Origin of the sequence: Mycobacterium montefiorense (assembly GCF_003112775.1) — a bacterium.
Lineage (GTDB): Bacteria > Actinomycetota > Actinomycetes > Mycobacteriales > Mycobacteriaceae > Mycobacterium > Mycobacterium montefiorense.
In genome coordinates this window covers 89,501-109,302 of the sequence record NZ_BFCH01000007.1, presented here as the reverse complement: position 1 = coordinate 109,302, position 19,802 = coordinate 89,501, and the positions used below count along the sequence as shown (strand labels likewise).

The 19,802-nt window shown below is 66.9% G+C and carries 18 protein-coding genes; 14 read left to right on the top strand and 4 right to left on the bottom strand.

Features of this window, described 5'->3' with window-relative positions; translation table 11 throughout:
* The 3 genes from DB708_RS04130 to DB708_RS04120 form a co-directional block, all read left to right on the top strand.
* The coding region (locus DB708_RS04130) for a cysteine desulfurase family protein (RefSeq protein WP_108920694.1) at window positions 1-1,034 on the top strand (1,034 nt) is incomplete at its 5' end.
* Window positions 1,031-2,107 carry a tRNA 2-thiouridine(34) synthase MnmA gene (gene mnmA, locus DB708_RS04125; RefSeq protein WP_108920693.1) on the top strand — a complete coding sequence of 359 codons (1,077 nt, stop codon included), beginning with the start codon at window positions 1,031-1,033 and terminating at the stop codon, window positions 2,105-2,107. The genes DB708_RS04130 and mnmA, both read left to right, overlap by 4 nt.
* A gap of 112 nt (window positions 2,108-2,219) precedes the next feature.
* Window positions 2,220-2,495 (top strand): hypothetical protein, encoded by a 276-nt coding sequence (locus tag DB708_RS04120; RefSeq protein ID WP_108920692.1) that lies wholly within the window; start codon window positions 2,220-2,222, stop codon window positions 2,493-2,495.
* A 41-nt stretch (window positions 2,496-2,536) separates the two neighbouring features.
* Here DB708_RS04120 and DB708_RS04115 read toward each other — a convergent pair whose 3' ends face one another.
* The gene (locus tag DB708_RS04115) at window positions 2,537-3,145 is read right to left on the bottom strand and encodes a sensor domain-containing protein (RefSeq protein ID WP_108920976.1); all 609 of its coding nucleotides are present in this window, start codon (window positions 3,143-3,145) and stop codon (window positions 2,537-2,539) included.
* A 136-nt stretch (window positions 3,146-3,281) separates the two neighbouring features.
* On the opposite strand from DB708_RS04115, the gene DB708_RS04110 reads away from it, so the two are divergent.
* The 5 genes from DB708_RS04110 to DB708_RS04090 all read left to right on the top strand — a co-directional run bounded on the left by DB708_RS04110 (window position 3,282) and on the right by DB708_RS04090 (window position 10,582).
* Window positions 3,282-4,295, top strand: a complete 1,014-nt coding sequence (locus tag DB708_RS04110) for a uroporphyrinogen decarboxylase/cobalamine-independent methonine synthase family protein (RefSeq protein ID WP_108920691.1) — start codon at window positions 3,282-3,284, stop codon at window positions 4,293-4,295.
* 32 nt (window positions 4,296-4,327) lie between these two features.
* On the top strand, window positions 4,328-6,424 hold the full coding sequence (gene ligA / locus DB708_RS04105; RefSeq protein ID WP_108920690.1) for an NAD-dependent DNA ligase LigA: 2,097 nt from the start codon (window positions 4,328-4,330) through the stop codon (window positions 6,422-6,424).
* 36 nt (window positions 6,425-6,460) lie between these two features.
* Window positions 6,461-7,069 (top strand): TetR/AcrR family transcriptional regulator, encoded by a 609-nt coding sequence (locus DB708_RS04100; protein WP_108920689.1) that lies wholly within the window; start codon window positions 6,461-6,463, stop codon window positions 7,067-7,069.
* Window positions 7,070-7,238: 169 nt separating this feature from the next.
* Complete coding sequence (locus DB708_RS04095) at window positions 7,239-7,670, top strand: MmpS family transport accessory protein (RefSeq protein WP_201263415.1); 432 nt, start codon at window positions 7,239-7,241, stop codon at window positions 7,668-7,670.
* Window positions 7,667-10,582 (top strand): MMPL/RND family transporter, encoded by a 2,916-nt coding sequence (locus DB708_RS04090; protein WP_108920688.1) that lies wholly within the window; start codon window positions 7,667-7,669, stop codon window positions 10,580-10,582. The genes DB708_RS04095 and DB708_RS04090 overlap by 4 nt, the downstream gene beginning before the upstream one ends.
* A 10-nt stretch (window positions 10,583-10,592) precedes the next feature.
* Here the strand turns inward: DB708_RS04090 and DB708_RS04085 are convergent, their stop codons facing one another.
* On the bottom strand, window positions 10,593-11,249 hold the full coding sequence (locus DB708_RS04085) for an ACT domain-containing protein (protein WP_108920687.1): 657 nt from the start codon (window positions 11,247-11,249) through the stop codon (window positions 10,593-10,595).
* A 93-nt stretch (window positions 11,250-11,342) separates the two neighbouring features.
* On the opposite strand from DB708_RS04085, the gene gatC reads away from it, so the two are divergent.
* The 5 genes from gatC to gatB all read left to right on the top strand — a co-directional run bounded on the left by gatC (window position 11,343) and on the right by gatB (window position 17,111).
* The gene (gene gatC / locus DB708_RS04080) at window positions 11,343-11,642 is read left to right on the top strand and encodes an Asp-tRNA(Asn)/Glu-tRNA(Gln) amidotransferase subunit GatC (protein WP_108920686.1); all 300 of its coding nucleotides are present in this window, start codon (window positions 11,343-11,345) and stop codon (window positions 11,640-11,642) included.
* A complete protein-coding gene (gatA, locus tag DB708_RS04075) occupies window positions 11,639-13,126 on the top strand; it encodes an Asp-tRNA(Asn)/Glu-tRNA(Gln) amidotransferase subunit GatA (RefSeq protein ID WP_108920685.1) in 1,488 nt (495 codons plus the stop codon). The genes gatC and gatA overlap by 4 nt, the downstream gene beginning before the upstream one ends.
* A 54-nt stretch (window positions 13,127-13,180) precedes the next feature.
* Window positions 13,181-14,212, top strand: a complete 1,032-nt coding sequence (locus tag DB708_RS04070) for an ATP-dependent 6-phosphofructokinase (protein ID WP_108920684.1) — start codon at window positions 13,181-13,183, stop codon at window positions 14,210-14,212.
* Between the two features lie 124 nt (window positions 14,213-14,336).
* Window positions 14,337-15,536, top strand: a complete 1,200-nt coding sequence (locus DB708_RS04065; RefSeq protein WP_108920683.1) for a MinD/ParA family ATP-binding protein — start codon at window positions 14,337-14,339, stop codon at window positions 15,534-15,536.
* A gap of 57 nt (window positions 15,537-15,593) precedes the next feature.
* A complete protein-coding gene (gene gatB, locus DB708_RS04060; RefSeq protein ID WP_108920682.1) occupies window positions 15,594-17,111 on the top strand; it encodes an Asp-tRNA(Asn)/Glu-tRNA(Gln) amidotransferase subunit GatB in 1,518 nt (505 codons plus the stop codon).
* A gap of 31 nt (window positions 17,112-17,142) precedes the next feature.
* On the opposite strand, the gene DB708_RS04055 is transcribed toward gatB, so the two are convergent.
* On the bottom strand, window positions 17,143-18,264 hold the full coding sequence (locus DB708_RS04055) for a PQQ-dependent sugar dehydrogenase (RefSeq protein ID WP_108920681.1): 1,122 nt from the start codon (window positions 18,262-18,264) through the stop codon (window positions 17,143-17,145).
* A 243-nt stretch (window positions 18,265-18,507) separates the two neighbouring features.
* Between DB708_RS04055 and DB708_RS04050 the strand changes: the two genes are divergently transcribed.
* Window positions 18,508-19,359 carry a DoxX family protein gene (locus tag DB708_RS04050; RefSeq protein WP_108920680.1) on the top strand — a complete coding sequence of 284 codons (852 nt, stop codon included), beginning with the start codon at window positions 18,508-18,510 and terminating at the stop codon, window positions 19,357-19,359.
* 22 nt (window positions 19,360-19,381) lie between these two features.
* On the opposite strand, the gene DB708_RS04045 is transcribed toward DB708_RS04050, so the two are convergent.
* Window positions 19,382-19,738 (bottom strand): PH domain-containing protein, encoded by a 357-nt coding sequence (locus DB708_RS04045; protein ID WP_108920679.1) that lies wholly within the window; start codon window positions 19,736-19,738, stop codon window positions 19,382-19,384.
* Window positions 19,739-19,802: the final 64 nt, after the last annotated feature.

Sequence of the window (19,802 nt, the reverse complement as noted above, 5' to 3'; positions counted from 1 at the left end):
AGCTGATCGCGGACAAGCTGGGCGCACGACCGTCCGAGGTGATTTTCACCGCGGGTGGCACCGAGAGCGACAACCTGGCCGTCAAGGGGATCTACCGCGCCCGGCGCGACGCCGATCCGCGCCACCGCCGCATCATCACCAGTCAGGTGGAACACCACGCGGTGCTGGACTCGGTGGACTGGCTCGTCGAGCACGAGGGCGCCCAGGTGACCTGGCTGCCCACCGCCGCCGACGGATCGGTGTTGGCCGCCGGGCTGCGCGAGGCGCTGCAGAGCCAGGACGACGTCGCACTCGTGTCGGTGATGTGGGCCAACAACGAGGTCGGCACCGTCATGCCCATCGCTGAACTCGCCGCCATCGCCCTCGAATTCGGCGTCCCGATGCATAGCGACGCCGTTCAGGCGGTCGGGCAGCTGCCCGTCGACTTCGCCGCCAGCGGGCTGTCCGCGATGAGCGTCGCGGCGCACAAGTTCGGCGGCCCTCCGGCGGTGGGTGCCCTGCTGCTGCGCCGTGACGTGACCTGTGTTCCGCTGCTGCACGGCGGCGGCCAGGAGCGCGATATCCGTTCCGGCACTCCCGATGTCGCGGGCGCGGTCGCAATGGCCGCGGCGCTTCGGCTCGCCGTGGACGGGCTGGAGGTCAACGGCGCACGGCTGCGTGCATTGCGCGATCGTCTGGTCGAGGGCGTGTTGGCCGGGGTCGACGACGTCCGATTCAACGGGTCTGCTGAATCGCGGCTTCCGGGCAATGCCCACTTCACTTTTCGCGGCTGCGAAGGCGACGCGCTGTTGATGCTGCTGGATGCCAACGGAATCGAATGCTCGACCGGGTCGGCGTGCACCGCCGGTGTCCCGCAGGCCTCGCACGTGCTTATCGCGATGGGCGACGATGCCGCCACCGCCCGCGGGTCGCTGCGGCTGTCGCTGGGGCACACCAGTGTTGACGCCGACATCGACGAGGTGCTGCGGGTGCTTCCCGCGGCGGTGGACCGGGCCAGGCGAGCGGCTCTGGCCGCGGCGGGGGCGTCCGGGTGAAAGTTCTTGCCGCAATGAGCGGCGGCGTCGATTCGTCGGTCGCCGCCGCTCGGATGGTCGATGCCGGCCACGATGTGGTCGGCGTGCATCTGGCGCTGTCGTCGGCACCCGGCACGCTGCGCACCGGTTCGCGGGGGTGTTGTTCGAAAGAAGATGCCTCTGACGCGCGACGCGTTGCCGATGTGCTCGGAATACCGTTCTACATTTGGGATTTCGCGGAGAAGTTCGCCGAAGATGTGATCGACGATTTCGTGTCGTCGTATGCACGCGGCGAAACACCGAATCCGTGCGTGCGCTGCAATCAGCGCATCAAGTTCGCGGCGCTGTCCACGCGTGCCGTGGCACTGGGTTTCGACACGGTGGTCACCGGCCACTATGCCCGGCTGTCGCAGGGGCGGCTGCGCCGCGCCGTCGACCGCGACAAGGATCAGTCCTACGTGCTGGCGGTGCTGACCGCAGAGCAGTTGCGCCACGCCGCTTTTCCGGTCGGGGACACTCCCAAGCCGCAAATTCGTGCGGAGGCGGCTCGTCGCGGCCTGGCCGTCGCAGACAAGCCCGACAGCTATGACATCTGCTTCATTCCATCGGGGGATACCCGGGCATTTCTGGGGGAGCGCATCGCCGTTCGCCAGAGCAACGTGGTCAACGACGACGGCGCGGTGTTGGCCACCCACGACGGCGTGCACGGTTTCACGATCGGTCAGCGCAAGGGTCTGGGCATCGCCGGTCCCGGACCGGACGGTAGCCCGCGGTACGTGACGGCCATCGATGCTGATACGGCGACGGTGCACGTGGGCAGCGCCGCGGACCTCGAAGTGCGTTCGCTGACGGGACGGGAGCCGGTGTTCACCGCCGGCGCCGCGCCGGAAGGCCCAATTGAGTGCGTTGTTCAGGTGCGAGCCCACGGTGAAACCGAGAGTGCGGTGGTCGAATTGATCGGCGACCAGCTTTGCGTGCGATTGCGTGCCCCGCTGCGCGGTGTGGCCTGCGGCCAGACAGTCGTGCTGTATCGCCCGGATTCGGCCGGCGACGAAGTGCTCGGCAGCGCCACCATCGCCAATACGTCGCGCTAGTTTTCCCAGCTCGGCGCCGATCGCCGTCGCATTCCAAGAATTTTCCAAGCGTTCTCGGAGACTATTCGTGTCGACAGTCGGGTGGTCCCAGAGTGAGAAGGAACGAAAGACGATGAGCGAAAACCAGGTCGCGGCACCGGCAATGCAGACCAACGGCCTTGCCGTTGCGGCATTCGTGCTGAGCATCATGGGCATGTACGCCAGCCCGATCCTGAGCAGCGTTCTCGCGCTGGCCGGAATGCGGCAGGTCAAACAGCGTGGCCAGCAAGGCTTCGCGTTTGCGGTCGCCGCCCTGGCGGTCTCCGCGGCCGTCACCGGCCTGCATATCGCGATGTGGATCCAATGCGGCCACCCGAACTTCGAGTTGATGACCACAGCGCACTGGTGACGACGATAGCGGTTGTGCCACAAACACTTCCGTGAGCGCCGCTATCGCGGGATGTTGGCGGTGATATTCGTCATCACGATGTCGGACACCGACTGCGGGAAGCCGCAGAAGGTGACTTCCACCAAGGCCACCGACAGCACCCGGTAGTCGCGGCCGCAGCCGCCGGGTCCCAGGTGCAGCGAATTGGCATCGGCCTTCCAGTCACCGACGATCAGCTGGCCGGCCGAGCCGTCGGCGCAGTCGGTAACGGTCGAGACCAGAGCGGCGAACGCGTGCTGCGCGGTCACGACATCGCGATAGGCCGCGGCGCCCTCGGAGATCAGCGCGCCGTCGGGCGGATCCTGAAACGTGGTCTTGTGGAACTCTTCGATGTCGGGCCCGAATGTCGCGGTCTCGGCAAAGATGAATCGGCATGCCCGCGGCGTGGTGTTGGCGAGCGTTTCGATGTCGACCGGAGCGCTGCCGTCCATCGACGGGACGATCGTCAGATGCTCGCCGGCGCCGGTGATCGCGCGCATCCGCGGCTGATCCAGCAGGATCGTGTCGACGTTGACCCCGTTGATGCCCCGGGCGCCGCCGGTGAAACCCGGCAGTGCCGTACCGTCCACCACCCGGGTGCATGCGGCAGTCAGCACCACCGCGCCACACATCAGCAGCGGCCACGCGAATCTTGCCTTGCGCCACACCGTTTTGCACCCCTCCAAACCTTCGAGAGTAGTCGCGCCGACCGGCGGCAAAACACCCCTGGCCACCGGGGCGCAATTTGACGTCGAATACGGTTGCCCGGTGAGTGTTTTCGCGACCGGCAGCGGCGTGGGTTCGTGGCCCGGCACCGCGGCACGGCCGTCGGCGGAGGTTGTCGTCGGCGAGTTGGCAGCAGCGCTGGCACACCTCGTCGAGCTGCCCGCCAGGGGAGTGGGCGCCGACCTACTGGGGCGGGCCGGCGCGCTGCTGATCGACGTGCCGATCGACACCGTGCCGCGCGGATACCGCATCGCCGCTCGTCCCGGCGCCGTGACCCGGCGGGCCGTCAGCTTCCTCGACGAGGATATGGACGCCCTCGAGGAAGCCTGGGAGACGGCGGGCCTGCGCGGCGGCGGACGGGTGGTCAAGGTCCAGGCTCCCGGCCCGATCACGCTTGCCGCCGGGCTCGAGCTGGCCAACGGCCATCGGGCGATCACTGACCCCGGGGCGGTGCGCGATCTGACGGCGTCGCTGGCTGAAGGTGTTGCCACCCACCGCGCGGCGCTGTCCCGCCGGCTCGACACCCCGGTGGTGGTGCAGTTCGACGAGCCGTCGTTGCCGGCGGCGCTGGGTGGGCGGCTGAGCGGGGTCACCTCGCTGAGTCCGGTTGCGGCGCTCGACGAGTCGGTGGCCGGGTCGCTGCTCGACACTTGCGCCGAGACGGCAGGCGCCGAGGTGGTGCTGCACAGTTGTGCCGCTGAATTGCCGTGGGACCTGTTGGTACGCAGCGCAATTAGTGCCATATCGGTCGACACGGGCACGCTCAAGGCAGCGGACCTGGACGGTATCGCGGCGTTCATCGAATCGGGTCGCGCGGTTATGCTGGGCGTCGTCGCCGCGACTGCGCCGGACAAGAGGCCCGTCGCGGAGCAGGTGGCCGCCGCGGTCGTCGCGGTGACCGATCGGCTCGGATTCGGCCGCTCGGCGCTGCGCGAGCGTATCGGCGTCACCCCGGCATGTGGTCTGGCCGCGGCGACGCCGCAGTGGGCCCGCACCGCGATCGAGCTGGCCCGTAAGGCTGCCGAGGCGTTCGCTTCGGACCCCGACGCCATCTAGGTGTCGTCGGGGTCCTTCGATAGCCTGCCAAGGTGAGTTCGCCAGAAGTCGACCCCGTCGCTCCCGAGGTTCGGCGTCTTTGGCGTGAACTCGCCGACGAGGTGCGCGAACACCAGTTCCGCTACTACGTGCGCGACGCGCCGATCGTCTCCGACGCGGATTTCGACGATCTGCTGCGGCGGCTGGGCGCGCTCGAGCAGCAGCATCCCGAGCTGCGCACCCCCGATTCGCCGACTCAGCTGGTCGGCGGTGCCGGCTTTGCCACCGACTTCACCTCGGCCGAACACCTGGAACGGATGCTGTCGCTGGACAACGTGTTCAGCGGCGAGGAATTCGACGGGTGGGCCGCACGTATCCATGCCGAGGTCGGCCCCCCTGGTTCTCAAGACGTGCCGTTTCTGTGTGAGCTCAAGATCGACGGCGTCGCGCTGGCGCTGGTCTACCGTGACGGCCGGCTGGTGCGTGCCGCGACGCGGGGGGACGGCCGCACCGGCGAGGACGTCACGCTGAACGCGCGCACGATCGACGACGTGCCCGAACGGCTGACGGCCAGTGACGGCTATCCGATCCCCAAAGTCCTCGAGGTACGCGGCGAGGTGTTCTTCCGGCTCGCCGACTTCGAAGCACTCAACGCCGCGCTTGTCGAGGACGGCAAGACGCCGTTCGCCAATCCGCGCAACAGCGCCGCGGGTTCGCTTCGGCAGAAGGATCCCGCGGTGACGGCTCGCCGCAAGCTGCGGATGATCTGCCACGGTGTGGGACACACGGAGGGATTTCGGCCGGCCTCGCTGCACGACGCCTACCTGGCGCTGGGCGCCTGGGGTCTGCCGGTTTCCGAACACACCACCCGCGTGGCCAACGCCGCCGGCGCGCTGGAGCGGATCGCCTATTGGGGCGAGCACCGCCACGACGTCGATCACGAAATCGACGGTGTCGTCGTCAAAATCGACGATGTATCGCTGCAGCGCAGGCTGGGGTCGACCTCTCGGGCGCCGCGCTGGGCGATCGCCTACAAGTACCCGCCTCAAGAGGTGCAGACCAAGCTGCTCGACATCAACGTCAACGTCGGCCGGACCGGACGCGTCACGCCGTTCGCGGTCATGACCCCGGTCAAGGTGACCGGGTCGACAGTCGAAATGGCGACCTTGCACAACGCCGCCGAGGTCAAGCGCAAGGGCGTGCTGATCGGTGACACCGTGGTGATCCGCAAGGCCGGCGACGTGATTCCCGAAGTACTGGGTCCGGTGGCCGATCTGCGTGACGGCACCGAACGCGAATTCGTCATGCCCACCCACTGTCCCGAGTGCGGCACCCGGCTGGCTCCGGCCAAGGAGGGCGACGCCGACATCCGTTGCCCAAACTCCCGGTCGTGCCCAGCGCAGTTGCGGGAGAGGGTGTTTCACGTCGCCGGCCGCGGCGCGTTCGACATCGAAGGTCTGGGCTACGAGGCCGCCACCGCACTGCTGGCGGCCGCGGTGATCACCGACGAGGGAGACCTGTTCACCCCCACCGAAGACGACCTGCTGCGCACCGAGCTGTTCACCACCAAGGCCGGGACCCTGTCGGCCAACGGTAAACGGTTGCTGGCCAACCTGGATAAGGCCAAGGCGCAGCCGCTGTGGCGGGTGCTGGTCGCGCTGTCGATCCGGCACGTCGGGCCGACGGCCGCGCGTGCCCTGGCAACCGAGTTCGGCAGTCTCGACGCGATCACGTCGGCGTCGACCGAGGAGCTGGCCGCGGTCGAGGGCGTCGGGCCCACCATCGCCGCGGCGGTCACCGAATGGTTCACCGTCGACTGGCACCGCGCGATCGTCGACAAGTGGCAAGCGGCCGGCGTGCGGATGGCCGACGAGCGGGACGCCAGCGTGCCGCGCACACTGGCCGGGCTCAGCATTGTCGTCACCGGTTCGCTGACCGTGTTTTCCCGCGACGACGCCAAGGAAGCCATCGTGTCCCGCGGCGGCAAGGCCGCCGGTTCGGTGTCGAAGAACACCGCCTACGTTGTCGCCGGTGATTCGCCGGGTTCCAAGTACGACAAAGCGGTGGAACTGGGCGTGCCGATCCTCGACGAGGACGGGTTTCGCAAGCTGCTCGACGAGGGGCCTGCCACCGACACCACAGCCGATTAACAGCGCAGTACTGGTCCGTACTGCCGTTGCGGCTCTATCGTGGGCGCTATGACCCAGACGGCAGATCAGTGCATCCCGGCATCGCCGTGGTCTGCGCGTGAAGCCGAACTGCTGGCGGTCACCCTGCGGTTGCTGCAAGTACACGGCTACGACCAGTTGACGGTGGACGCGGTCGCCAGTGCCGCCCACGCCAGCAAGGCCACGGTGTACCGGCGCTGGCCCTCCAAAGCCGAACTGGTGCTGGCTGCCTTCATCGAAGGCGTTCGCCTGGTCGCGGTCGCGCCCAACACCGGCACGCTACGCGGCGATTTGATCAGTCTCGGCGAAGTCTGCGGCGAACACGGACGCCAGCACGCCAGCACCATCCGCGCGGTGATGGTCGAGGTGTCCCGGCATCCCGCTCTCAATGACGCCCTGCAGGAGCAATTCCTCAAGCAACGCAAAGCCTTGATTCAGCACGTCCTGCAACAGGCCGTCGACCGTGGCGAGATCAGCCAAGATGCCCTCGCCGACGAACTTTGGGACCTGCTACCCGGTTACCTGATCTTCCGGTCCATCATCCCCGACCGGCCGCCCACTCGTCACACCGTGCAGCTTCTCGTCGACCAATTCCTGATCCCGGGCCTGACCCGATCCGGCAACTAAAGCCAAAGCCCGCGCCACGACAAATGTGTACGGTCGCGTCTCTTGTACAGTACGGTCCAGTACCGTACTGTGAAGTCTGTCGAGCGCGCTGGCGTGAGACAACCGCGATAGTCATAGAGTGATCGAAACCGCCCAACCATCGAAAGGCCGACGGGTGAAGGCGATTTCAATGTCCACCGTGCTGAGACAAGGGTGGATGGTGTTGGTCGCGGTACTCGTCGTCGCCGTCGCGGGGTTCGGTATCTACCGGTTGCACGGAATTTTCGGCTCGCACGACACCACCAGGGCCAATAGCGGTCTGGCGGCAGAAATCGTGCCGTTCAACCCCAAGCAGGTAGTGCTCGAGGTCTTCGGCGCACCGGGCGCGACGGCCACCATCAACTACCTGGACGTCAACGCACAGCCGCAGCAAGTCAAAGACGCGCCGCTGTCCTGGTCGTTCACGATCACCACCACCGAGCCCGCGGTCGTCGCCAATGTCGTGGCCCAAGGCAACGGGGACACCCTCGGGTGCCGCATCACCATCAACGGCGAGGTCAAAGACCAACGCACCGTCAACAAAGTCGACGCCTACACCTTCTGTCTGGATAAGTCGGGATGAGCAACCAAACCAACGAACAGCAGACGCGGCCCTTTGTGCCGCGGAACATCCGCCGGCTCGCACTGCCGATCCTGCTCTTCTGGGTGGCGCTGGCCGCCGTTACCAACATTGCGGTGCCGCAGCTCGAGGAGGTAGGCAAGACCCACAACGTGGCGCTGAACTCGCCAGATGCGCCGTCGCTCAAGGCGATCAAGCGCATCGGCCAAGCGTTTCACGAGTTCGACACCGACAGTTCGGCGATGATCGTGCTGGAAGGCGACAAGCCGCTCGGCGCGGACGCGCACCGCTTCTACGACGAGATGATCCGCAAGCTCGAGCAGGACAAGAAGCACGTCGAACACGTCCAGGACTACTGGGGCGACACCCTGACCGCGGCGGGATCGCAAAGCAGCGACGGCAAGGCCGCCTATGTTCAGGTCAACCTGACCGGTAATCAAGGCTCGGCGTTGGCCAACGAGGGTGTCGGCGCAATCCGCGACATCATCGAGCGGATGAAGCCGCCACCGGGTGTCAAGGCCTACGTGACCGGTGCGGCGCCGCTGATCTCCGACCAGTTCGACGTCGGCAGCAAGGGCACCGCGAAGGTCACCGCGATCACCATCGGGATGATCGCGTTGATGCTCTTTTTCGTTTACCGCTCGGTGCTCACCACACTGCTGGTGCTGGCCACTGTCCTCATCGAAATGTCGGCCGCCCGAGGTCTTGTCGCCGTTCTCGGAAACGCCGGTATCATCGGGCTGTCGACCTACGCGACGAACATCCTGACGCTGTTGGTGATCGCCGCCGGAACGGACTACGCGATATTTTTCGTCGGCCGCTATCAAGAAGCGCGCGGCACCGGTGAGAGCCGCGAAAAAGCCTTCTACACCATGTATCACGGCACCACTCATATCGTGTTGGGTTCGGGTCTCACGGTGGCGGGCGCGGTGGCCTGTCTGAGCTTCACCCGATTGCCTTACTTCCAAAGTCTCGGCATTCCAGCCGCTTTGGGCGTCCTGATCGCACTGTTCGCCGCACTGACGCTGGGGCCCGCGATCCTCACCCTGGGCGCCAAGGCGGGCATCTTCGACCCCAAACGGGCGTTGAGAACCCGCGGCTGGCGGCGGATCGGCACCGCCATCGTCCGTTGGCCCGGCGCCGTTCTCGCGGCCGCGTGCGCGCTGGCGCTGGTCGGCATCATCGCCTTGCCCGGCTACCGGACCAGTTACGACACTCGCCCCTACATGCCCGCCAGCGCGCCGGCCAATATCGGCTACACCGAAGCCGAAAAGCACTTCTCCCGGGCCCGGCTGGAGCCCGAATTGCTGATGGTCGAAACCGATCACGACATGCGTAACCCCGAAAGCATGCTCATCCTGGACAAGGTAGCCAAGGCGGTATTCCACGTTCCCGGGGTCGCGCAGGTACAGACCATCACTCGGCCGTTGGGAACCCCGCTGGTCCACAGCTCGCTTGCGTTCGTGGTCAGCAATCAGGCCGCGGCGCAGCAGCAAAACCTGACCTATCAACGAGATCGGGCCGACGATGCCCTCAAGCAGGCCAATGAACTGAACAAGACCATCAACATCTTGAAGCAGCAGTATGTATTGCAGCAGCAGCTTGCCGGCACCACCCACGACGAGACCGAAAGCTTTCACGACACGCTCGCCACGATCCAGGATCTGCGCGACAAGATCGCGAATTTCGACGATTTCTTCCGGCCGGTTCGCAGCTATTTCTATTGGGAGAAGCATTGTTACGACATTCCCGCCTGCTTCGCGTTCAGGTCGCTCTTCGACGCGCTCGACGGCATTGACCAGCTAACCGAGAAATTCGAAAACCTGACGGCTTCGCTGGACAAGCTTGACGCGCTGCAGCCGAAACTGGTTGCGCTGATCCCGCCGCAGATCGACAGTCAGCAGACCAATCACGATCTGACTTTGGCGAATTACGCGACGCTGTCCGGTATTTATGCGCAGACCGCGGCCGCGATCGACAACGCCACGGCGTTGGGGCGGGCCTTCGACGCGGCCAAAAACGACGACACGTTCTACCTGCCGCCCGAGGTTTTCGACAACCCTGACTTCAAACGCGGGCTGAAACTGTTCCTCTCGCCGGATGGCAAGGCCGCTCGCATGATCGTCACGCATGAGGGCGATCCCGCTACCACAGAGGGTATTTCGCATATCGATCCGATCGCCAAGGCCGCGCACGAGGCGTTGAAAGGCACGCCGATGGCGGCCGCGGGGATCTATCTCGGCGGCACGGCCGCGACGTACAAGGACATCCAGGACGGCGCCAAGTACGACCTGATGATCGTGGCATTCGCGGCGCTGAGCCTCATCCTGCTGATCATGATGATCATCACCCGCAGCCTGATCGCCGCGCTCGTCATCGTGGGCACGGTGGCCCTCTCGCTGGGTGCTTCGTTCGGGCTGTCAGTTCTGGTGTGGCAGTATATGTTCGGCATTCAGCTGTACTGGGTGGTGCTGGCGCTGGCCGTGATCCTGCTGCTGGCGGTCGGATCCGACTACAACCTGCTGTTGATCTCCAGATTCAAGGAAGAAATCCATGCCGGGTTGAATACCGGCATCATCCGGGCGATGGCCGGCTCCGGCTCGGTCGTCACGTCGGCCGGCATCGTTTTCGCCGTCACCATGTGCGCGTTTGTTTTCAGCGGTTTTCAGGTTCTCGGTCAGATCGGGACGACGATCGGCCTTGGGCTGTTGTTCGACACGCTGATTGTGCGCTCATTCATGACGCCTTCTATCGCAAGGCTTCTCGGGCGCTGGTTCTGGTGGCCGCAACGGGTGCGTCCGCGTCCGGCCAGCACCATGCTTCGGCCGTATGGCCCGCGTCCGGCGGTGCGTCAACTGCTGCTGTGGGATGACGACGACGCGGTGCTGGCCGGATCGAAGTCCGGGTCGCACTAGGCGTGGCGGGTCAGCGCAGCATCGTGGCCACGATCCCGGCCAGGTAACCCAGGCGGGCCACCTCCGACGGCCGGAATTCGGGACCGGGACGGCCCAGCACCACCGCGGTGTGCGGGTCACCCAGCGGGGCGGCGACCAGCGTGATGTCCATGTCGCGCCAGGCTTCCGGCACCCACTCGGCGGCGCCGTCCAGCGTCGCGGCCTCCCGGATCGGCAGCCACGGCGCCGAGACCGCGCGGGTCTCCGGTGCACCCGTGCTGGCGGCCAGGCGGTGCAGTTCACCGTCCGAACCGTGCAACACCGTGCACCAGCTCACCCGCAGCACTCGGGGCGCTTCGTCGGCCAGCACCTGCAGCCGCGCCGCTTTGTTTTTGGCGGCGGCAACGTGGTCGAGAAGTTCGAGCTCGCGGTGCGCTTCCAGCAGGCCGGTGTGCGGGCGCACGCTGTCTACTCGTACGCCGTTGAGCGACTCGGCCGCGGTGATCAGCGTGTCGGGCATCGCACCGGCCGGCAGCTCGATCACCAGGTCGTCGGTCGCGTACCCGGAGATGCGCTCGACGACGTCGAGCGACAGGATGTCGGCGCCCACCGAACCGAGCGCCACCGCCAGCGCGCCCAGGCTTCCTGGGCGGTCGACGAGCTCGATGCGCAACAGATAGGACGGCACGCGCCCACTGTTGCACAGAGCGGAGCACGCGGCATTTCCGCAGGGCGGGGCGTCGGCAACCGCCCGAGGGCTGTCGCGTTAGGCTTTTCGCTCGTGTCCCAGATCTCCCGCGACGAGGTAGCGCACCTGGCCAAGCTGGCCAGGCTGGCGTTGACCGATACCGAGTTGGATGGCTTCGCCGGCCAACTCGACGCCATCCTGACCCACGTCAGCCAGATCCAGGCGGTCGATGTCACCGGCGTCGAGCCGACCGACAACCCGCTCAAGGACGTCAACGTCACCCGCCCGGACGAGACCAGGCCGTGTCTGACGCAGCAGGAGGCGCTGGCCGGGGCGCCGGAAGTCGTTGACGGCCGCTTCGCCGTGCCGCAGATCCTCGGGGACAGCGAGTGAACGAGATCATCCGATCCGACGCGGCGACGCTGGCCGCCAAGGTCGCCGCCAAAGAGCTGTCATCGGTCGAGATCACCCAGGCCTGCCTGGATCAGATCGCGGCGACCGACGACCGGTACGGCGCGTTTCTGCACGTCGCAGCCGACGAGGCGCTGGCGGCGGCGGCCGCTGTCGACGCGGCGGTGGCCGCCGGAGAGCAGCTGCCCTCGGCCCTGGCCGGTGTTCCGTTGGCGCTCAAAGACGTGTTCACGACCGTCGACATGCCCACCACCTGCGGATCCAAAATCCTGCAGGGCTGGCGTTCGCCGTACGACGCCACCGTCACTGCCCGGCTGCGCGCCGCCGGCATCCCGATCCTGGGCAAGACCAACATGGACGAGTTCGCGATGGGCAGCTCGACAGAGAACTCGGCCTACGGCCCCACCCGTAACCCGTGGGACCTCGAGCGGGTGCCCGGCGGCTCGGGCGGTGGCAGCGCTGCGGCGCTGGCCTCCTTCCAGGCCCCGCTGGCCATCGGCACCGACACCGGGGGCTCGATTCGCCAGCCCGCGGCGCTGACCGCGACCGTCGGGGTCAAACCCACCTACGGCACGGTCTCCCGCTACGGCCTGGTGGCCTGCGCATCGTCGCTGGATCAGGGCGGCCCGTGCGCGCGCAGCGTGCTGGACACCGCGCTGCTGCATCAAGTGATCGCCGGGCACGACCCAGTGGACTCCACCTCCATCGATGCCGCGGTGCCCGACGTGCTGGGCGCCGCCAGGGCGGGCGCGCAAGGCGATCTGAGCGGCGTGCGGATCGGTGTGGTCTCCCAGCTGCGGGGCGAGGGCTACCAGCCCGGGGTGCTGGCGTCGTTCGAGGCCGCGGTGGAGCAGTTGACCGCGCTGGGTGCCGAGGTGAGCGAAGTCGACTGCCCGCACTTCGATTACGCGCTGCCGGCCTACTACCTGATCCTGCCGTCGGAGGTGTCCAGCAACCTGGCGCGTTTCGATGCGATGCGCTACGGGCTGCGGGTCGGTGACGACGGCAGCCACAGCGCCGAGGAAGTGATGGCGCTGACGCGGGCCGCGGGCTTCGGGCCGGAAGTCAAGCGCCGCATCATGATTGGCGCCTACGCGCTCTCCGCGGGCTACTACGATGCCTATTACAACCAAGCGCAGAAAGTGCGCACCCTGATCGCCCGGGATCTGGACCGGGCCTACCAATCCGTCGACGTTCTGGTGTCGCCGGCGACCCCGACCACCGCGTTCCGGCTGGGGGAGAAGGTCGACGATCCGCTGGCCATGTACCTGTTCGACCTGTGCACGCTGCCGCTGAACCTGGCCGGGCATTGCGGGATGTCGGTGCCGTCGGGGCTGTCTCCGGACGACCAGCTGCCGGTGGGGCTGCAGATCATGGCGCCCGCGCTGGCCGACGACCGTCTTTATCGCGTCGGTGCCGCCTACGAGGCCGCGCGCGGACCGCTGCCGGTGGCGCCGACCGTCTAGCCGCGCGGTGCCCCAGCTTGCCCTGCCGCCGGTCGGCACGGGCAAGATAAGGGAATGCGGATCGGAATTCTCACTGGAGGCGGCGACTGTCCGGGGCTCAACGCTGTTATCCGGGCGGTGGTACGCACCTGCGACGCCCGCTACGGCTCGTCGGTGGTCGGCTTCGAAGACGGGTGGCGCGGGTTGCTGGAAAACCGGCGCATCCAGCTGCAGAACGACGACCGCAATGACCGGCTGCTGGCCAAGGGTGGAACGGTGCTGGGCACCGCCCGCGTACACCCCGACAAGCTGCGGGCCGGGCTGGATCAGATCAAGCAGACCCTGGACGACAACGGCATCGATGTGCTGATCCCGATCGGCGGTGAAGGCACGCTGACGGCCGCGCACTGGTTGTCGGACGAGAACGTTCCCGTTGTCGGCGTGCCGAAGACGATCGACAACGACATCGACTGCACCGATGTGACTTTCGGTCACGACACGGCTCTGACCGTCGCGACCGACGCGATCGACCGCTTACACAGCACCGCGGAGTCCCACCAGCGGGTGATGCTGGTGGAGGTGATGGGCCGCCACGCGGGCTGGATCGCGCTGAACGCGGGGCTGGCTTCCGGTGCGCACATGACGCTGATCCCCGAACAGCCCTTCGACATCGAGGATGTGTGCCGGCTGGTCAAACGCCGCTTCCAGCGCGGTGATTCGCACTTCATCTGCGTGGTGGCCGAGGGGGCCAAGCCGATCCCCGGCTCGATCCCGTTGCGCGAGGGCGGGATTGACGAGTTCGGCCACGAGAAGTTCACCGGCGTGGCACAGCAGTTGGGTATCGCGGTGGAGAGGCGGATCAACAAGGAGGTCCGGGTGACCGTGTTGGGCCACGTCCAGCGCGGCGGTATCCCGACGGCGTACGACCGGGTGCTGGCCACCCGGTTCGGGGTCAACGCGGCCGACGCCGCGCATGCGGGCGAGTACGGCCAGATGGTGTCGCTGCGCGGACAAGACATCGGCCGCGTTCCACTGGCCGACGCCGTGCGCCAGCTCAAGCTGGTGCCCGACGCCCGCCACGACGAGGCCGCCGCCTTCTTCGGCTGACACCGCAGCGGTGCGCAGACAGCCGGTGCCACGAGCCTGACGACCATCCGCATTTGCCGCCCGACCGGGGCCGCGCCCATTTTCCTGGTTTAACCACCAGGTCAAAACGGCTACACCAGCGGGTATGAGTAACCGCGAGGGGGTTCGCGGAGTCAATGCCCTATCTGCTGCTCCGGTGCATCCGTCGAATTCGGCGAAACCAGCACCTTTGGTGCCACGCTGGCGCGCCGACGCCGACCCGAGCGCGGCCACGGTGCCGGAGCCGCGCTACCCACCGCCAGGTCGTCCGTCGCGGCTGGCCGGCCCGCCGACCCCGTCCCGGCTGATCCGGGCACGGCGGGCCGCAGCGCCGTATCGCCGCGATCTGACCCTGGGCGGGACGGCTCTCGACGGACTGAGCCACCGGGAAAACGCGGAGTCGGGCCGGCGCGGCTGGCGAGAGGTGCTGCACCGGGTGACCGGGATCGATCTCGGTCCGGGCAAGTCCGCCGCATACGAACAGGCACTGCGCGAACGGATCGGCACCGGCATCGGCGGCACATTCCCGATCGCCGTGCTCAACTTCAAGGGCGGCGTCGGCAAGACCGCGGTTGTCGAGGCGCTCGGCTCGACCCTCGCCGAGGCACGCGGCGACCGGGTCATCGCCGTCGACATCGACGCCGGCGACCTGGCGCATCGACACGGCCGCCGCAACCCGCTGAGCCTGGCCGACCTGCTCGCACGCGACTCGGTCACTCACTATGCCGAGATCCGGGCGCACACCCACATGAACAGCTTCGGCCTGGAAGTGCTTGGGCTGCCCGACTACGGCCGCACCGACTGGCGGTTGGAGCGCCCGGACATCGCCAAGGCATTCTCGATTCTGCGCAAACACTATTCGGTGGTGCTGGTGGATTGCGTCAAGGCGATCAACTCTCATGTGATGGACGCGGTCTTGCCCGAGGCGCGAGCCCTGGTGGTGGTCAGCGGCACCTCCATCGATGCGGTACGAAAGACCAGAACAACGCTGGAGTGGTTGTCCAACAACGGGTATCGGCGACTGATGGCATCGACGGTACTGGCCATGAACTACACCGAACCGGCCAAGCTGGACGGCGTGGTCAGCAAGGAATTCGAGGAGCTGTCGGCTCGCGTCGGCGCCACTGTGGTCTTGCCGTTCGATCGCCACGTGCACGAGGGCAAGGAACTCGGGCTGGACCGGTTGAGTAAGGAGAGCCGGCGCGGCTATCTCGAGATCGCGGCGGCGCTGGGCGACATCGCTGCCGGCCGGGCCGTAGGCCACGATGCCCCGCTGGGGTCCTGGCGGGAACCCCGGTTGTCCTGATCGCCGGCTGTTGTGCCGGGCCCCGCGGACCGCTGCGCCACCACTAGGATCGATCCCATGACTGTGACTTCCGGGGCGGCTGAGCTGCTGGATTACGACGACGTCCTGGCGCGTTTCGACCCGGTGCTCGGGCTGGAAGTACACGTCGAGCTGTCGACCGCGACCAAGATGTTCTGCGGCTGCTCCACCACATTCGGTGCCGAACCCAACACCCAGGTGTGCCCGGTGTGCCTGGGGTTGCCGGGCTCACTGCCGGTGCTCAACCGAACCGCCGTCGAGTCGGCGATCCGCATCGGGCTGGCCCTGAATTGCGAGATCGTGCCGTGGTGCCGCTTCGCCCGGAAGAACTACTTCTACCCGGACATGCCGAAGAACTACCAGATTTCGCAGTACGACGAGCCGATAGCGATCAACGGTTACCTGGAAGCGCCGCTGGAAGACAGCACCACCTGGCGGGTCGAGATCGAGCGTGCTCACATGGAAGAGGACACCGGCAAGCTCACTCACCTGGGTAGCGAGACGGGCCGCATTCACGGCGCGACGACGTCGCTGATCGACTACAACCGTGCCGGCGTGCCCCTGATCGAAATCGTCACCAAGCCCATCGAGGGAGCCGGAGCCCGGGCGCCGCAGATCGCTCGCGCTTACGTGACGGCACTGCGAGACCTGCTGCGCGCGTTGGAAGTATCCGACGTACGCATGGACCAAGGTTCGATGCGTTGTGATTCCAACGTGTCACTGAAGCCGACCGGTGCCACCGAGTTCGGCACCCGCACCGAGACCAAGAACGTCAACTCGCTGAAAAGCGTTGAAGTCGCGGTGCGTTACGAAATGCAGCGCCAGGCTGCCGTTCTGGTGTCCGGCGGTTCAATTCGGCAGGAAACCAGGCATTTTCAGGAGGCGGGTGGTACCACCAGCGCGGGCCGCGCGAAGGAAACTGCGCAGGATTACCGCTATTTTCCCGAGCCCGACCTGGAACCCGTCGCACCCAGCCGCGAGCAGGTCGAGCAATTGCGCCAGACTATTCCAGAGCTTCCGTGGTTGAGCCGCAAGCGGATTCAGGACGAGTGGGGTGTTTCCGACGAGGTGATGCGTGACCTTGTCAACGCCGGCGCGGTCGAATTGGTCACCGCGACAATCAAGCACGGCGCCTCCAGCAAGGACGCGCGTTCCTGGTGGGGAAATTTCCTGGTGCAGAAGGCCAACGAGGCGAACATCGAGTTGGACGAGCTGGCCATCACGCCCGCCCAGGTCGCCGCGGTGATCGCACTGGTCGACGAGGGCAAGCTGTCCAACAAGCTGGCCCGCCAGGTCGTCGAAGGTGTGCTGGCCGGAGAGGGTGAACCCGAGCAGGTGATGACCGCCCGTGGTCTGGTGCTGGTCCGTGACGACTCGGTCACCCAAGCCGCGGTCGACGAGGCCCTGGCCGCCAATCCCGATGTGGCGGAAAAGATCCGTGGCGGCAAGGTGGCCGCGGCCGGCGCGATCGTGGGTGCGGTCATGAAGGCCACCCGCGGGCAAGCCGACGCGGCTCGGGTGCGTGAGTTGGTGCTGGCCGCCTGCGGGCAGGCCTAGCGCAAGTCGGCGCGCGAGGCGCGGGCCGGCCTCAGGCCTTGTCGTCGTTGTTGCGCGGGAAGCCGCCACCCTGTGGGAACAACGGGAAGACCACGTCGTCAAGCTTTTCGGCGTCACCGGCGGTCTTGTTGATGGTGGCGCCCCAGACGTTTCCGTCCGGCGACATCCGCAGCGCCCACGCGTGGGCGTGGGTGTCTTTGCGGACCACGTCGGGTTCACCGGTGACCGCGCCCGTTTTCGGCGCAAGTCGCACGGCCACCGTCGATTTGGTGTTGACCAGGTTGACCATTACGGTCCCGTCCATCGCCGCGCATCCGGCAACGCCCGGCTTGTCCGGCCACGTCCACACCGTCGAAACCTCAGACGCCTTGGTGATGCGCTGCAACCGATCCGCGGTCGGGGTGCGATCGGCGACATACAGTGAGCCGTCGACCGGATCGACGCACAGGCCGCCGCCCGAGCCGACGCCGGACAGCGCCGTCGTCGGCGGTGCCTGGCCGACGGTGGTCGGCTGCTCGATGCGCAGCACCTTGCCCGCCAACGATTTAGGGTCGGCGGCCATCGCCGGGTTACCCGCATCGCCGGTCAGCACCAGCAGCGTGGTCGGGCTGGTGAACAGCAGCGCTCCGGTGTTTCCCATGGCGCCCTTGGGAATACCGATCAGGATGTCCTTGGGGATATCGCCGTCGGCGATGCGGATGACCCGGTTATCGGTGGGCGTGCTGATATAGGCGTACATCAGGCGGTCCTGCGAGTAGGTCGGCGACAGCACGATATCCATCAAGCCGCCATCCCCGGACGGGTCGACCGGGATGACCAGTTTCACCTTCGGCTCGGCGCTTACCGAGATGTCCTTGACCGCTCCGGTGGTGCGTTCGGCTACCAACGCGGTTTTGCTGTCGGGGCCCATGATCAGGCCGCTGGTGCTCTCCAGGCATCCCTGCATCACGCCGGGAGCGGGGCAGGCCTTCGGGAAAGGCGTGGGAGGCAGCGGCGGCGGCGGGGGAGGCGTCGAGCTGGGCTGCGGCTTGAGTTCCGGGGCGGTGGTGAAGGGCGCGGACGCGGCGTCGTTGAACCGCGCGCAGCCCGTCGCGACCAGCATGGCCGCGCAGAGCGCAGCGAGCCCGCATCGAACCGGCCACCCCAGACGCATGACCGACAGGCTACGGATAGTGCGACCACCGGCGCCACAGGCGTCCCTGTGTGCGCGCCCGAAGCCGGTGCTGCCGGTCGGGACGGCGGGCGGACGGTTTTCGCCATCCGTTCACCGTTTCGGAACGACGAAAAGCGCAACTGGCGCCAATCCAGACCGGTTTAGCGGTCTAGGCATCGATTGCCTGGCGAAAGCGCCGCTCAAATCCCCGATTCACGCCTAAATGCCCTTACCCTGACACCCGTGACCGGTCAATCGAATGACGCACCATGGCAGCGGCCCGGCGAAGCGCCGGAGCCCGGCCCGGCCCGTCCCGCCGCAGCGCGCTTGGTCGACCCCGAAGATGACCTGACCCCCGTGGGGTATCCGGGCGACTTCGGACCTACCTCCGTCATCCCGTACCAAGACCCCAACCAGGTGGCCAGCCCGGCCCCACCGCCGTACAACGTCCTCGACCAGCACGAGCCGCTGCCGTACGTGCAGCCGCAGCAGCCGCAGCAGGCGCCGCGGCATTTAGCGGCCGAGCCCGCCGAGATCGACGCGAGCGAGGACTTCGAACGGGAACGCGCCATCGGCCGGCGCGGCACCCAGAATCTCGGTTTGCTGGTCTTGCGGGTCGGCCTCGGGGTGGTGCTCGGTGCGCACGGCCTGCAGAAGCTTTTCGGCTGGTGGGGCGGTCAGGGCATCGGCAGCTTCAAGAACTCGCTGTCCGATGTCGGCTACCAGCACGCCGACATCCTGTCCTACGTGAGCGCGGGCGGTGAGATCGTCTCGGGCGCGCTGCTGGTCCTGGGGTTGTTCACCCCGGTGGCCGCGGCAGGTGCGCTGGCGTTCCTGATCAACGGTCTGCTGGCCAGCATCTCGGCGCGGCCGCACACCTTCGCGTTTTTCCTGCCACAGGGGCACGAATACCAGATCATGCTGATCGTGATTGCTGTCGCGGTCGTCCTGGCCGGACCCGGCCGTTATGGTCTGGACGCCAACAGGGGATGGGCGCATCGGCCCTTCATCGGGTCGTTCGTGGGGCTGCTCGCCGGCATCGCCGCCGGTATCGCCGTGTGGGTGCTGCTCAACGGCGTTAATCCGGTCGCCTGAACTGCCTGCGCTGGGCCGGCCGTCAGCGGTAGGGATTGGGTACGCGCCCGGAACTGACCGCCGTCAGCTGCGGGAGGGTCGCGAAAGTCACCGCCGGCAAACGCAGCTCCGCTCCGCTTTTCAGCTTGGCCCGCCCCCACGAACCCCGGTGGAAGCGCAGTCCGTCGATGTCGTCCCAGCCCGCCGTCTGGCTCCCCAGCAGGTTTCGCACCGTCACACCCTTGTCGTCGGCAACCGTGCGCAGCCGGATGATCAAAGCCGACAACAGCACCGGGAGTGCGAGCAGCGGCGTCGATAACGGCCACGCCAGCACGGGAATCAGCAAGCCAAGAGCCAAAAATCCCACGGCGAGGTGCGCGATCGGTGAGATCTTGATCACTACGGGCGCGGGTGTCGGTGCGGTAGAACCAGAAGCCACCCGAGCATCATTTCACCCTGGTTTG

What these genes read in the sequence shown, in the direction of transcription:
- gatB (WP_108920682.1), top strand. Translation starts at nt 15,594, where the DNA reads ATGACTGTGACTTCCGGGGCGGCTGAGCTGCTGGATTACGACGACGTC.
- DB708_RS04090 (WP_108920688.1), top strand. Translation starts at nt 7,667, where the DNA reads ATGAGCAACCAAACCAACGAACAGCAGACGCGGCCCTTTGTGCCGCGG.
- DB708_RS04065 (WP_108920683.1), top strand. Translation starts at nt 14,337, where the DNA reads ATGAGTAACCGCGAGGGGGTTCGCGGAGTCAATGCCCTATCTGCTGCT.
- DB708_RS04070 (WP_108920684.1), top strand. Translation starts at nt 13,181, where the DNA reads ATGCGGATCGGAATTCTCACTGGAGGCGGCGACTGTCCGGGGCTCAAC.
- DB708_RS04055 (WP_108920681.1), bottom strand. Translation starts at nt 18,264, where the DNA reads ATGCGTCTGGGGTGGCCGGTTCGATGCGGGCTCGCTGCGCTCTGCGCG.
- DB708_RS04120 (WP_108920692.1), top strand. Translation starts at nt 2,220, where the DNA reads ATGAGCGAAAACCAGGTCGCGGCACCGGCAATGCAGACCAACGGCCTT.
- DB708_RS04115 (WP_108920976.1), bottom strand. Translation starts at nt 3,145, where the DNA reads ATGTGTGGCGCGGTGGTGCTGACTGCCGCATGCACCCGGGTGGTGGAC.
- DB708_RS04095 (WP_201263415.1), top strand. Translation starts at nt 7,239, where the DNA reads ATGTCCACCGTGCTGAGACAAGGGTGGATGGTGTTGGTCGCGGTACTC.